12 protein-coding genes are annotated in these 15,247 nt (G+C 35.6%); 8 read left to right on the forward strand and 4 right to left on the reverse strand.

All coding sequences use genetic code 11. The features are described from left to right. Window positions 1-22: 22 nt before the first annotated feature. From ACFOZ1_RS08730 to ACFOZ1_RS08755, 6 genes are all read left to right on the forward strand, one after another. On the forward strand, window positions 23-967 hold the full coding sequence (locus tag ACFOZ1_RS08730; protein ID WP_390198541.1) for an ABC transporter permease: 945 nt from the start codon (window positions 23-25) through the stop codon (window positions 965-967). A gap of 16 nt (window positions 968-983) precedes the next feature. Continuing rightward, a complete protein-coding gene (locus ACFOZ1_RS08735) occupies window positions 984-1,880 on the forward strand; it encodes a carbohydrate ABC transporter permease (RefSeq protein WP_390198542.1) in 897 nt (298 codons plus the stop codon). Window positions 1,881-1,896: 16 nt separating this feature from the next. Next, on the forward strand, window positions 1,897-3,498 hold the full coding sequence (locus ACFOZ1_RS08740) for an ABC transporter substrate-binding protein (protein ID WP_390198543.1): 1,602 nt from the start codon (window positions 1,897-1,899) through the stop codon (window positions 3,496-3,498). Between the two features lie 14 nt (window positions 3,499-3,512). Further along, window positions 3,513-4,967 carry a glycoside hydrolase family 32 protein gene (locus tag ACFOZ1_RS08745; RefSeq protein ID WP_390198544.1) on the forward strand — a complete coding sequence of 485 codons (1,455 nt, stop codon included), beginning with the start codon at window positions 3,513-3,515 and terminating at the stop codon, window positions 4,965-4,967. 91 nt (window positions 4,968-5,058) lie between these two features. Next, window positions 5,059-6,018 (forward strand): carbohydrate kinase family protein, encoded by a 960-nt coding sequence (locus ACFOZ1_RS08750; protein ID WP_390198545.1) that lies wholly within the window; start codon window positions 5,059-5,061, stop codon window positions 6,016-6,018. Between the two features lie 764 nt (window positions 6,019-6,782). Further along, complete coding sequence (locus tag ACFOZ1_RS08755; RefSeq protein WP_390198546.1) at window positions 6,783-7,547, forward strand: AraC family transcriptional regulator; 765 nt, start codon at window positions 6,783-6,785, stop codon at window positions 7,545-7,547. 43 nt (window positions 7,548-7,590) lie between these two features. Here ACFOZ1_RS08755 and ACFOZ1_RS08760 read toward each other — a convergent pair whose 3' ends face one another. The 4 genes from ACFOZ1_RS08760 to ACFOZ1_RS08775 form a co-directional block, all read right to left on the reverse strand. Further along, window positions 7,591-9,282, reverse strand: coding sequence for a sugar-binding protein (locus ACFOZ1_RS08760; protein ID WP_390198547.1), 1,692 nt, complete (start codon window positions 9,280-9,282; stop codon window positions 7,591-7,593). Between the two features lie 48 nt (window positions 9,283-9,330). Beyond that, window positions 9,331-10,146 carry an alpha/beta hydrolase gene (locus ACFOZ1_RS08765; RefSeq protein ID WP_390198994.1) on the reverse strand — a complete coding sequence of 272 codons (816 nt, stop codon included), beginning with the start codon at window positions 10,144-10,146 and terminating at the stop codon, window positions 9,331-9,333. 336 nt (window positions 10,147-10,482) lie between these two features. Then, complete coding sequence (locus ACFOZ1_RS08770) at window positions 10,483-11,067, reverse strand: helix-turn-helix domain-containing protein (RefSeq protein WP_390198548.1); 585 nt, start codon at window positions 11,065-11,067, stop codon at window positions 10,483-10,485. Window positions 11,068-11,383: 316 nt separating this feature from the next. Then, window positions 11,384-12,856: a glycoside hydrolase family 5 protein gene (locus ACFOZ1_RS08775; protein WP_390198549.1), complete on the reverse strand. Its 1,473-nt coding sequence runs from the start codon at window positions 12,854-12,856 to the stop codon at window positions 11,384-11,386. Window positions 12,857-13,435: 579 nt separating this feature from the next. Between ACFOZ1_RS08775 and ACFOZ1_RS08780 the strand changes: the two genes are divergently transcribed. Continuing rightward, window positions 13,436-14,341 carry a LysR family transcriptional regulator gene (locus tag ACFOZ1_RS08780; RefSeq protein WP_390198550.1) on the forward strand — a complete coding sequence of 302 codons (906 nt, stop codon included), beginning with the start codon at window positions 13,436-13,438 and terminating at the stop codon, window positions 14,339-14,341. A 132-nt stretch (window positions 14,342-14,473) separates the two neighbouring features. Continuing rightward, window positions 14,474-15,061, forward strand: coding sequence for a LysE family transporter (locus tag ACFOZ1_RS08785; RefSeq protein ID WP_390198551.1), 588 nt, complete (start codon window positions 14,474-14,476; stop codon window positions 15,059-15,061). Window positions 15,062-15,247 lie beyond the last annotated feature (186 nt).

Here is a 15,247-nt window from a genome sequence, read left to right on the forward strand (position 1 = left end):
CTTGACGGAAAAGGAGGAAATCATGGCTAAGGCATACAATGACACAGCAAAAATACAAAATAAAAAGAATAAATCTAAAAAAAATTATCAAAGTAATTTTATTCTATATTTATTCTTAGCACCAGCAGTGATATTGGTATTTATATTTAATTATATACCTATGTACGGAGTAACAATCGCTTTCAAAGATTTTAGTCCAATTAAAGGTATATTAGAGAGTAATTGGGTAGGTTTTAGTCATTTTATAGATTTTCTAGAGTCGCCCAACTTCCAACAAATTTTTATGAACACAATTAAATTAAGTGGTTTTGAACTACTTATTGGTTTTCCTGTACCAATCATTCTGGCATTAATGTTAAATCAAGTGAGAAGAGCCAAAGTTAAAAAAAATATTCAATTAATAGTGTATGCACCTTATTTTCTTTCAACAGTTGTGATAGCGGGGATGCTATTTATCTTTTTATCACCAGCTGGTCCAGTTAATGGGATTCTTACATTATTCATGGATGAACCGGTAAATTTTATGACAGACCCATCATATTTTAGAAGCGTATTCATAGCCTCTGGTATCTGGCAAGTTGCAGGTTTTTCATCTATTATCTATGTTGCGGCACTTTCGAATGTTGATCCGCAACTCCATGATGCAGCAACGATTGATGGCGCCACTTTATTGCAGAGAATTATTCATATAGATATTCAAGCGCTAAAACCGACAATATCTGTACTATTTATTTTGGCAATTGGCGGAATAATGGGAGTAGGTTTTGAAAAGGCTTACTTGCTTCAAACGGATATGAACATACCTGCTTCAGAGATTATTGATACCTATGTATATAAAAGAGGTTTACAAGCGGGCGATTGGTCATTTGGTGCTGCTGTAGGATTATTCAATTCAGTTATTAGTCTTATTCTACTCGTAGTTGCCAATACTGTAATCAAAAGACTAAATGGAGAAACACTTTATTAGGAAGGAGCGCAGTTTAATGAAATACAAAAAAGACCTAGTAAACAATTCAAAAACAGATAGAATGCTCCTCTCAATTAACAAAATTATTTTGGTTTTAATAGTTCTTATTGTAACTGTCCCACTTTTGTATGTTTTGTTTGGATCTTTTCTTCACCCGAATATTTTATTGACAAAAGGTATATCACTTAATCCTAATGATTGGACACTTGATAGCTATAGAAGAATATTGGAAGACGGATCTATTATTAGAGGGTTTTTTAATTCTATTTTGTATGCAGGTGGCTTTACTATTGTGTCTGTATTATTTTCTATTCTTGCTGGCTATGCATTGTCTGTAGATGATTTGCCAGGGAAAAGAATATTTATGGGATTTTTTATAGTAACTATGTTCTTTAATGGTGGGATGATTCCTACATATTTGCTTATTAAGGAAATGGGTATGATAAACACACCTTGGGCAATTATCTTGCCGGGGGCTGTGAGTGTATGGAACATTATTTTGTCTAGAACTTACTTTAAAGGTCTGCCAAATGAACTGAAAGAAGCTGCAAGAATAGATGGTGCTTCAGATATTAAGATATTTTTAAAGATTATCTTGCCGTTATCCAAACCAATTATTTTTGTTCTTGCATTATATGCTTTTATTGGTCAGTGGAATTCTTATTTTAATGCAATGATTTACCTTGAGGATAGATCTCTTTATCCGTTGCAATTGGTATTACGCGAAATTCTTATCCAAAATGAAGTGCAGCCTGGTATGATTGCAGATCAGCTTGCAAGAGCTGAGATTCAAAAAATAGCAGAGATGATAAAGTATTCATCAATTGTGGTTTCTAGTTTGCCATTATTAATCATGTATCCTTTCTTCCAAAAGTATTTTGAGAAAGGTGTAATGGTAGGCTCATTAAAATAAAAAGGTAGGGATTATAATGAAAAGATATTTAAAAACAATGTTAACGTTGCTGATTATGTTAGCTATTATCGTTGGATGTAGTAAAGATGAAAATAATACTTGGTCTAAAGATTATGAGCTTTCTGATGTATCTTTTCCACTAGATGAAAAAGTTACTTTGAAGATTATGACGCAAAGTTCGCCACTTGCTCCGGAAGATCCAAATGAAAAATTAATATATCAGAGATTAGAGGAAGAAACAAATGTTCATATTGAGTGGCGTAATTTCACTGGGGAAGCTTTTGGAGAAAAAAGAAATTTAGCAATGGCAAGTGGAGATATGCCTGATGCCATTCATAATGCAGGCTATAGTGATTATGAATTACTAAATCTAGCAGAAGATGAGGCGATAATTCCTTTAAATGACTTAATAGATAAGTATATGCCGAATCTACAAGAAGTGTTGAAGAAGGCGCCAGAATATAAAGATATGATGACTGCGCCAGATGGTAATATCTATGCATTCCCTTGGATTGAAGAATTAGGTGAGGGAAGAGAGAGCATTCATTCTGTTGATAACTTTCCTTGGATCAACGTTAAATGGCTAAACGAACTGGGATTAGAGATGCCGAAGACTACTGAGGATTTAAAAGAAGTATTAATTGCCTTTAAGGAAAATGATCCGGCTGGTAATGGTAAAACTATTCCAATGTCATTCATTATAAATGATGGAGGACAGGATCCGGGATTTTTATTCGGTTCATTTGGCTTAGGGGATAATTGGGACCACACCGTTGTAACGAACGATGGGGAAGTAAAATTAACTGCCAGTGATGAAGGATATAAAGAAGCGATTAAATATATGCATGAATTATATTCTGAGGATTTAATAGATATCGAAGCTTTTGAGCAAGACTGGCCAACATATGTAGCTAAAGGTCAGGAAGGTCGTTATGGCTTGTATTTCACTTGGGATAAGGCAAATATTTCAGGTATGAATGACGATTATGAACTTATGCCACCTCTAGAAGGCCCTGATGGTCATAAAAATGTTGCAAGAACAAATGGTATGGGGTTTGATCGTTCAAAAATGGTTATTACTAGTGCAAATCAGAATTTAGAGCTTACAGCGAAATGGATTGATCAATTCTATGATCCATATCAATCTGTACAGAATAACTGGGGAACGTATGGTGATGAGGATATGAAAAATATCTTTGAATTTGATGAAGAAGAAAAGATGTTGAGACACCTACCTTTAGACGGAACAGCTCCAGTTGAATTAAGAGAAAGAACATCGGTTGGTGGACCTTTGGCGATCTTAGATAGCTACTATGGTGAGATAACTACTAAGCCAGATGATGCAGCTTGGCGGCTAGATCTGATGAAAGAAGTCATGGTACCACACATGAAAGCAGATAATATATATCCTAAAGTATTTTTTAGTCACGAGGAGCTAAACAGTCTCTCTACTATAGAAGCAGATTTATTGCCTTATATTGAACGAAAAAAGGCTGAATGGATAGCAAACGGTAATGTAGAAACGGAATGGGATGAATATTTACAGGAATTAGAGCGACTTGGATTACAAGAGTGGCTTAAAATTAAACAGGATGGATACGATAGAAGTACAGAATAACGGGGGAGAATTAATTGACAATTAAAGCATTTCAAAAATACAGACCTAATCTTCATTTTGCACCTAAGGAAAACTGGTTAAACGATCCTAATGGGTTAATATATTTTAAAGGTGAATATCATTTATTTTTTCAACATAATCCACATGATACTATTTGGGGTCCAATGCATTGGGGACATGCGATAAGTAAGGATTTGATTTCGTGGGAGGAATTAGATATCGCATTGTATCCAGACGATCATGGAACTATTTTTTCCGGAAGTGCAGTAGTGGATTGGAATAATACAACAGGTTTCTTTCATGATGAACCGGGTTTAGTCGCAATTTTCACGCATCATAAGGACAGTGAGGATGGACGCCCAGCTAAACAGACACAAAGCCTTGCATACAGTACTGATAAAGGACGTACATGGTTCAAATATGAAGGCAATCCTGTCCTTTCACATGAAACAAAAATCGATTTTAGGGATCCAAAGGTTTTTTGGGATTCAGATAATAATAAATGGATTATGTCTCTAGCAACTGGACATACAATTACGTTTTATTCATCACCAAACTTAATAGATTGGAAATTTGAAAGTGAGTTCGGTGAGGATAAGGGTTCTCATGATGGTGTATGGGAATGCCCAGATTTATTTAAATTTAAAACGGAAGAAACTGAAGAAGAAAAATGGGTTTTATTTGTGAGTATAGGTGATAATGGTCGATCAGATATGGGATCACGTACGCAGTATTTCGTTGGTAGTTTTGATGGTTCTGTATTTAAAGAGGAACATAATGATGTGAGATGGTTAGATTATGGAAAGGATAACTATGCAGGAGTAAGTTTCTCCGATATTCCAGAAGAAGATGGACGACGAATTTATCTTGGATGGATGAGTAATTGGAGGTATGCAAATGAAGTACCAACAGTTGGTTGGAGAAGCCAGATGACATTACCTAGAGAGCTTTCACTTCGAAAAGTAAGAGATAAATATATAATTAATCAAAAGCCTGTAGGAGAATTAAATCGTTATTTTGAGCGAAATGTAAATATCAAAGATATAGCTATCCATCAAGGTGAAAGTAAAATGTATAACGTAGATGAGCCCTATTTTGAGTTGTTTTTAGAAATAGCCAAGGGTGATGAAAATCAGTTTGGTATTTCACTGAACCATACACAAACGAATAGGACAACGATTGAATATGATTCAAAAAGTAATACAGTAGCATTAAATAGAGACTTGTCAGGAGAGGTTGCATTCTCTGAGATGTTTTCATTAGAACAAAGCGTATCGATTGATGATAGCGCAACTTTAACACTACAAATTATTGCAGACGCATCATCAGTAGAGATTTTTATTAATGGGGGCATATATGCTATGACCAGTCTGGTATATCCAGAGAAAATTTGTGAAACTGTAACTATTTCTAGTAAGAAGGGTAAGCTGTCCATTTATGATGGCTATCTAGCTACACCTTCGAATTAAAATGTATGTGGTGAGGAAGAAGCAGTTTGAATGTTTCTTCCTCTTTAAATTGAGAATAATACATAAGTATAGTATAGAGAGGAAAATATCTATGGATGAGAATAGATATGTTGTATGTATAGGGGAGTTATTAATAGACTTTTTTTGCAGGGATCAAGGAGATAATTTAGTAGATGGAAGGATGTTTGAAAAGCAAGCTGGTGGTGCTCCTGCTAACGTATCTGCAACGATTACAAAACTAGGCGGAAACGCTAAATTCTGTGGAAAAGTCGGAAATGACCCATTTGGATTATATTTAAAAAACACGTTAGTTGAGTTGAATGTTGATACTTCGATGTTATCGTTTGATGATAAGCATCCAACTACATTGGCGTTTGTCTCTTTAATGGAAAACGGAGATAGAGACTTTGTATTTTATAGGGGTGCCGATTCATTCTTGAAGGAAGAAGAGCTAGATAAAAGACAATTAAAAGAAGCGGCTATTCTCCATTTTGGATCTGCAACAGCATTACTAGATGGGCCATTTCAGACTACATATTTGAATACGATGAAGTCAGCGAAAGATAATGGTAACTTTGTTTCGTTTGATCCCAATTTTAGATCAGACCTTTGGAAAGGAAATAACAAAGAGTTTATAAGACTAGCAAAGCATGGAATTGGTTTAGCTGATTTTGTTAAACTGAGCGAAGAAGAGCTTGAAATTATTACAGAGACTAATGACCTAAAAGAAGGTGTAAAACATCTTCATCAATTGGGAGCAAAGTTTGTCTCGATTACGTTAGGTAAAGATGGGACATTTATATCAAATTCAAAAGAGCAAGAATTTGTTCCTAGTATACAAATAAAAGCAATAGATACTACAGGTGCAGGAGATGCATTTGTTGGAGCAATGCTGTACCAATTGGCAAAGGAAAAACAGATTGAAAAAACTTTGGATTGCTTCGAGAAATTAAAAAAAATAACCTATACAAGTAATAAGGTTGCAGGAATTGTTTGTACAAAAGTCGGTGCTATTTCTGCGATTCCAAATTTTAAGGAAGTGTTAGATTAATTTCTAGACGAAGCAACTTAGAAGAAGATGGGTTAGATTGAGAATCACTTAATCTAGCCCATTTTTTTACAGTAAAGGTGGATTAGCAGTGAGTAAGCAAATATTGAACACGTGATGGAAAAAATATATGGTTGCTGGTATTAATCAAGAAGCGGTACATTTATGTTGCTATTATTTCCATCGTTTTGGAATTCTTTATCTTAAACACTATCTATTATAATTGTAGAAACTGCTAAAGAATAGACTACCACTTTTTAATCTTATGGAGTATTTCCAGCGATTGAATTGTTTGAAATGTTATTACTTTCGACCGTTTTAATTAAAACACCAGTGTATCCTTGGGATGCTACATTAATGGGGATTATATTTTCACTAATTTGTGTATTATTTTTTTTAAAACTGAACTCCTCATAACATCTTTACACATACTCGAACACCTCGTTAAACCAAACTATATCACCCTTTTTTGTGTAATCAGAAAGCAACAATCTAGGAGGAAAAAGTCTTATAAACAAAAGAGGTAGAACCAACCTATTAGCAGTTCTACCTCTTTTTTCTGAGTGTAGTAGAAACAAAAAGGCCTCTGAATACTTTTCTCTCAAAAATGTAAGCGAATAATAAAATCCCTACCACCATATGTACAACTATGCTATTCTTTTTGTAGAAACATGAATGTATAGAAATGGAAGACTATAAAAAGGAATTCTCCCCAGCTAGTTGGCATAACAAGAATAGTACCAATGCTCAGAAGGAGGTCGAGTAGGATGACGCATATTTATTATGTGGAGTGCAATGTGTCGCATAGTAACAATTTTGTAATTGATGTTCCAAATGGCTATCATTGGCTTATTGTGATTACCAAGACCCCAGCAAAGTTCTGGGTGGATGGTGAGCTGAAAGAGTATCCGGCACACACAGCTGTCCTCTACCGTCCTAATCAGAAAGTGTATTACAGTGCCTGTACAGATCAATTCATCAATGACTGGATGCGCTTTGAAACCGACGCGCCTTATATTACGGAATCGCCACTTCCATTTGGTAAGCCATTTTCCGTGAATGATCCGAACTATTGCCAAAAGCTATTCGAGCTATTATCGATTGAACATCATTTCAATCGCGATTATAAAAAATCATCCATCGACTTTTTGTTGAGGACTTTATTCAACAAGCTAATGGAATCCTATTTTCATGGAGATATTTCGCCGCAATATTACAATTTGTTAGAAATGCGTACAAGAATTCAGAATAATCCCGGAGATCATTGGACTGTTTCAAAAATGGCAGCACATCTCCGCATAAGTCCAGGCTATTTGCAAAATGTCTATAAAAGAACGTTTGGGATTTCGTGTATGGATGATGTGATTGATAATCGAATTCGGTTAGCGAAAGAATATTTACTGCATAGCAACCAAAGCATTGCAGAAATTGCTTCTCAATGTGGGTATCAAAATGTCGAGCACTTCCATCGACAATTTAAGCAAATTACAGGGGAAACGCCGAGGGAATTTCAAAAAAAGGATTCAATTTAAATCAACAATCAGTGAGAGCTCCAAACCCCCACTGATTGACATGTTACTTTTTGAATAAATCTGGTAGGATATCGTAAATGTACTGATTCACCCAATACCAGGAATGTGTCCCGCCATCTGCGACAATAAAGTAGAAATTCCCTTTTTCCGTATCAGATGAATAGTGGAAGACATCGGTTAATTCCTTCATTGCGTCGATTTGAGGCTTTAAGTTTGGATAGGCAATATCTTTGTCGCCTGTTGCGCTAAAAATGTAATAATCTTCTGGTGCATAGCCAGACGTTCTAGCAGCATCCGCAATGTATGCAGCTGTTTCTGTTGGCATCTTTCCACCTCCTGTTAAACCAAGTGCCCAACTGTCGCCACATAATGGCAGATAATACTTGAAATAGTCTAGGCATGTGGTAAATAGGTGCCAAGTAGTGACAGAGCCCATCGAGAATCCACCAAATGCGCGGTGTGCGCGGGATGCTTGTAAATCATCTATATTGGCATACGTGTGATAGGTTGTTTCCACTAATGGAACAATATCATGGATTAACTCTTCATGGAAAGAAGCGGGGTCACCTTTTCCGCCATAAATCGTTGGTGTGACAACAATAAGGGGTTCTATGTCTCCTTTTGCAATCCGATTGTCTAGAATATTCTTCAATTCTTTATTTTCACCTGGGCCACCAAAAATGAGGTCTTCATTCTCACCGCCACCATGCATCAGGTATAGAACATTATATTGCTTACTCGAATTGGAAGCATCATACCCGTATGGCAGGTATACATGTAACTTCTTCTTGTCTATACCGTTATCCAAATTAGGTGTGTCATAGTGTAATGTTTGAATCGTTCCCTGATTCGCACAAGGGATTCGATAATCATCTGGCACTGGCTCGAAATATTTCTCATTTACTGCTTCTTCTGTTAACTCCAACTCGCTGATTGCCTTCGTTAATGCATGATAGTGTGTATCCATCTCCTGTTGACTGATGTGAGGAATGAGAAGTGTACGCTCTGAGATGGTTCCTATTGTGTCCATGACAATGCTTGGGTTTTTATATCGTGTAAAGTCCATTTTCGTCGTATGTTTGATTAAATTGATCAAATCATAAGGGTTCGAACCACTTTCTTGCTGTTTAGTTTTTCCAACAAGGATGATCTCGCCAAATGTGCTCGGGTTATTCCATGCTTGCCCTGTCGAGTCGAAAACATGTATGCTGCCAACTCTGTCCTCTCCCATAGCATCATTGACTTGTAATTCAATCCCTAGCACCTTACCATTCTCTGGTTTTTGTTTGAGTGCGATTCGTGCTTCGATGATATAGCCATCTTCCGTTATTTTTGCAGCAGTATAATAATTTATCGTATTGCCAACATCTGCGGACAGGCTATTTTTATAATTGATGCGAATATGCAGATCATCTACGCCATATTCTTCGCTTTTGTCATTATGTTCATCTAAAAAGATTTCCACTGAATCTTGATTGTGTAGTGTGTCTGATTGGGCAGACAAGTGTGCGTCTTTCACTACTGCAAGGATATAAAGTGCATCATCGTCCCATAATGCTTGAAATGTTGCGGTAGTTTGATCCGTAGATGCATATTGCGGGATAACCTTTGGTGCCTTCTTCCAGATTGAATCTATTTCTCCGTCAATACGTGGTGAGCCGAAATAAGCAACCATTCGTCCATTGGCATCTAGCCCATTACTGTCTACAGCTAATTTGACAGATGTGATTTCCATTATGTTGTGGATTCTTCCTCTCTGGGTAAAAATTTTCAAGTGTGCGAGTTACTTTTTCTTAAACAATTGTTGAGAGAAGTGATAGAGTCCGCTGCTCCAGACTGCTGGTTCATGGCCACCTTGGTCTAAGAACCATTGGTGAGGGATATCTTTTTCTGTTAAGCTATGATGAAAGTTCTCGCTCACATCAAGTAAGTAGTCTGTGTCTCCACATGATAAAAATAGTAATTGTAGACGCTTGGAAATTTTCTTTGGATCTGTAAGTAGTTCTTCTGGTGCCTTTGTATTTGGAGCGGATGAGAATGCGCCAATCCAAGAAAATGTATCAAGATTAGTTAATCCGAAGTTAAGTGATTGGCCACCTCCCATAGACAATCCTGCCAATGCGCGGTGATGGCGGTTTTTCCAGACTGGGTATTCGGATTCGATATATGGGATCAGGTCATTGAGTAAATCACCCTCAAACCGTTCAAATGCGGCAACTTTTTCTGGGTCAAATATGTCTCCAATTGGTCTGTCATCTTCCATTGCACGCCCATTAGGAAAAACTACAATCATTGGTTCTAATTTGTTCTCTGCATATAGGTTATCGAGAATATTCTGCGGGTTCATTTGGTTCACCCATTCATACTCGTCGCCACCTATTCCGTGAAGAAGATACAATGTATTATATTTTTTCTTTGGTGAATAGCCTGGAGGAGTATACACCATTGCATTACGGTCAACGCCAACTGTAGTCGAATAATAAGTTATCAGTTTCATATCGCCATGAGGAATGTCACTTCTGTATTCATCGTATCCTGGAGGTGCTGCTTCTATTTCCTCTGAAGCAAAGATGGAGCTTGGAGCCAGTGCAAAGAACATACAAAATGATAGTGCAAATAAGTACATTTTCCTCAATTTTTTCACCTTCCTATAGTTAGAATTCTCAATTTTTCGTACAACAAGATCTAGCCTTCTCACCACCTTTTAGTAGTATGTGAATGCGCTTACTATATACAAAGTTACTATATTGTGTTTGCTTGTGACAATGATGTAAACGAATGTAAAATTGATGTATTCTCATGTTTGGGGATGTGGTATATCATTCGTATATAAAAAGAGGCGGAACAGGTCATTATAACTGTTCTACCTCTATTTGTTAATTATAGGCGCTGTGTGATTTTTCGTTTACATGGAATAATTCAAAGTTATGGTATTTTACAAAACCTGATAATACAAACCAAATTGAGTATCATACCACAACAATTTGCCGTGCTTACGTTTTGGGATACGTGTTTGTAACCCCCATTCGGGATATTGTTTGATAATCTGAATTTGGTCACCAGTAGCAAGTGCGATAAAAGATATATAATGATCTTTTGACATAGGGTGATCGCTTGAGACAAACCATTCTTGATCAACTTCTGTAATCGATAGTTTTTCTTCATCTGTTGCTTTCTTTGCTTCTAATCGTTCTAACTTTCTCCCACAGCATGATATCGTTATATCTCCTGTAGCTACTGCAATATTATTACATGATGGACAGACAAAATAATTAGACTTTTTCATGTTTCCTCCAATAAATTCATTTGATGATAGGTCACCATCTAAAATGTTTTCAATATTTACTCCTAATAAGCTAGATAAACTTGGTAATAGTGAGACATCTGGACAACCATAGCCACGTTCCCATTTAGAAATTGTTCGATCAGATATGTTCATTTGATCAGCTAATTGTTTCTGGGTGAATCCTTTTTCTTTGCGCAAATGATAAATTAACTCTCCAACTTTGCTATTATCCATCCTTCTCTCCTCCTGCTCTATTTACATATTAGTTGTTTAAATAGCTGTTAGCAACAAACGCTCCGTGGAGTTTCGTATTGGTGGGGATTTAGCGGATTACTACTAAGTGTATATAATTTTAAATAGCAAACGTATTCTAGAATTGCTAGTTATTATAGTGATAGGTGATGAAAAGTGTATTTTGAGAGAATGTTTTGGAGTTGAGAAGATTTAACTAACTAGGATAATATTAATCTCTTTGAAAGCAGAAGGATACACGACAAAATACACTTAAGTAAATTTTGTCGTGTATCACATCATGATATCAAAATATCTCTTACCAAGTAGTTAGATGGTCCACATATACTGCTGTTTGGCCATTACTATTTGCAGGAATACTGAATTCAACACCTACTTCTTTTACATTATTTAAATTTGGTATTCCACTAAGGTTCATGTAGAGTTTAGTGCCGTCTGTGCTTATAGAAGCCATCCCGCTATCATGCCATGTCCAATTATCACCTGTTTTAATGTAAAGTTTCGCTTGTATAGGTGCGTGGAGTGTACCCCAATTTGCCTGTTTAACATTGATTTGCAAGTGAGAGAATGCGGATAAGTCCAGCTGACCTGTTTTAAATAAGCTAATGGATTTTTCACTACCTAATATAACATCTGCTTTTAATGAATGATTACCATCATATAACCATTCAGTAGTTGACCATGGACCACCACTTACATGCGCCCCTTGCCAACCTTCTGTCGTACCTTCAAAATTAGCTAATACCTGTTGAGTTGGACCTGGGTTTGTTGGATTCGGTGCATTTTGGAATATTGTTGCGAGTTCGCTCGTTTCGCGAATGCCGAACTGACCATTTACTATTCGGTCTCCATACCATGATAAGTTCGTTCCAGCCCAATCATTCGCTAAATCTAAATATGCCCATTCTTCTCCATTTCCTTTCCAAGACCAAGCTAACCAACCAACATTTCGTTGTTCAGAATGGCTCAAGATAGTATCTTCATCCACATCACCATTTGTATGATAGTGCCCGAATTCTCCAATAGTTAAAGCCAAATTTAAGTCTAACACTTGATTTATATTAGATTGCACTGTAGTTGCATCACTACCTGCATACTCATACATGTGAATAGAGAACATTGTATTCTTATCTGGATCACTATTCAGTATTTCTTGTCCGTGATTGAGGATTGCCTGCGGGTATTGTCCCCATCCAGCAGTATCTACCATCAATGTATGATGAAAACCTTCATTTCTCATTCGCTGTATAGCTTGTTTATAGCCGTTAGTCCAATTATTTCCATCATCCCATGTTCCATACCATTCATTTGCAATATTAATAATTACTGTCGATTCTTTATCGATTAAAGCATCTTTCATCTCAATCCAATAATCGACAGCACGATTTAATGCGTGTAAAGAGTCATTTCCTGTAGCATCGTGCACCTCAAGAACAGTCACAAGCTGATGTTGTTCTGCTAAAGAGATAATCTGTCGAATTGTATGAATATCGTCTTTTGTCCATTGATCGCCATTGGAAAGTGCAAATCGTACAGTATTTGCTCCTGTTGCTGCAATAGCTGGGATAGCTGTTTCATACGTATCTTTAAACCATGTGTGTCCGTGATTCACACCACGCATCACGAATGGGTTTCCGTTGGCATCCAGTAGTTGCGTTCCATTAACTGAAAACCCCTGGCCAGTACCTTGTACATTATTCACATGAACAAATGAAACACAAGTTAATACTAAAATGACAATTAAACAAGTCCTGTAAAATAAATTTTTCAAAATGAATAGCCTCCTAATCTAGAATTAACTATGTTAAATCGTGGTGTTATAGATACTACTCTCTGTATCTATCCTCCTTTCGTAGAGAGAATGTAAACGTGTAAAGAATGTGTTATACAATGTATACGCTTACACTGTTGTTAATATAAAGGTTATCGATAACCTTGTCAATGAATATAATTACCTTATTTAACAAATATACTAAGCTTTAATATAGTCGATTATAACTTAATTTGGGTATTATATACTTGTTTTTTGGATGGAAATTGCACTTATCGGCATAGAAAGTAATGATTTATATCTGAAACACCTTTTGACGCACTAGCACCCTACTATAAATAATTATATACTTCCAAATTATCAGGAGTATGCCCAATTAATAGCATTTCATCTCAACGTTCTATCTTATTACTTCAAAGAAAGAATCCATTTTCACATAAACTTTCAAAAAAATAATCCGATGGAGATGATATATGTCATTTCATTATATAAAGTAGTAGGTTGTTGCACAGTTTGTACTATAACCAATGAAAACAAACTCTCCATCAATTATAATTAAAGGAAAGAGAGGTGTGTATGATGACTTTACAACAACTAATGTATGTATTAGAAGTAGCAAGTAAGGGATCCATGAATGAAGCAGCAAAAAGTTTATTCATCTCCCAACCAAGATTATCGAATGCGATTAAGGAATTAGAAAAGGAACTTAAAATTACAATATTCATAAGAACGAATCGAGGAGTTACTATTACCAATAAAGGGTCTGAGTTTCTAGGTTATGCTAGACAGGTATTACAGCAGTTTAATATGCTTGAAGAAAAATATTTAAGTGAAGAACCAACGAAGCAACATTTTTGTGTTTCAACCCAGCATTATACTTTCGCAGCTAATGCTTTTGTTGAACTTGTAAAAGAATATGGTGCTGATGAATATGAATTTACCCTTCGCGAATCAAAAACTTATGAAATTATTGAAGATGTAAAAAATTTACGAAGTGAGTTAGGTATTCTCTACTTAAGTAACTATAATGAGACAGTGTTATTAAAGATGTTAAAAGAAAGAAACATCACCTTTTCTGAACTATTTATTACAAAACCTCATGTCTTTATTAATAAATACCATCCGTTGTCTGGCAAACAATCCATTCATTTGGATGATTTAGATGACTATCCTTGCCTTTCCTTTGAGCAAGGAGAATACAATTCTTTCTATTTTTCAGAAGAAATATTAAGTACAAGAATAGTAAAGAAAAGTATAAAGGTAAGTGATCGAGCGGCTATTGTTAATTTTATGATTGGTCTTGACGGGTACACTATTTCTTCAGGGTTTTTTCCTAAATACCTTCATGGAGATGATATTATTGCTGTTCCTCTTAATGTAGAGGAAGTCATACGTGTAGGCATCATAAAGCATAATGATGTAACATTAACGAGACTTGGAGAAATATATGTGGATGCCTTAAAAAACGTTGCCCAACAATTCTAATTGGCAATCAATATAGCTTGATATAACTTTTTGTTATATCAGGTTATGTTGATTTGGTATTATGCTATATCTAGAGAACTCCCTTATAATTATGAATGACAAAAGCAGTAAAATTGGAGAGTGTGTTTTGATATGGGAGTTCAAGTTGTAGTTTCATTTGTAATCTATGCAATAATAAATGCCTTTACACCAGGGCCGGGGAATATTCTAGCATTAAATACGATGACGAATTATGGGTGGAAAAAGGGAAAACCTTTATACCTCGGTATCTTTGTTGGTTACTTTTTTGTACAAGCATTATGTGCTTTCTTTATTTTTGGGCTAGACAACTTAATCAATCCAATTATGAATGTCCTTACATATGCGGGAGCTGTATATATTGTATACCTTGCCTATCAGGTTGCAATTAGTAAGCCAGAAAATAAAACTTCTGAAAAACAACCCTCTTTTTGGACAGGCTTTGTCCTACAAATTGTGAATGTGAAGATATTTTTATTTGGGATTACAGCATTAACAGGATATATTACCCCTTATTATTCATCATTAGGGATACTATTATTTTTTGAAATGGTTATTGCGACAGTAGGCACGATAGCTACTTTGACTTGGATACTTTTTGGTGGTTTATTACAAAAAACATATATCAAATATTATCGAATAGTAAATATTATATTAGCGATATTACTGTTGCAGTGTGCAGTTACCCTTTTACTACATTAAATAAATGGGTAGACAATACGAACGATTACATTTTTTAAAGAAGTAATATTCCACACACTGCACTATCAAGTATAAAATTTTTCATCTCAGAATTGGCCTAATCTAAGGATTTCTAAAACCAAATATACCAACAAAGGCAAAGATAGTATTTAATAATAAGAATACTATACTGAAAATAAGCAAGAT

This window comes from Gracilibacillus marinus (assembly GCF_042651725.1).
GTDB classification, from domain to species: Bacteria; Bacillota; Bacilli; order Bacillales; family Amphibacillaceae; genus Gracilibacillus; species Gracilibacillus marinus.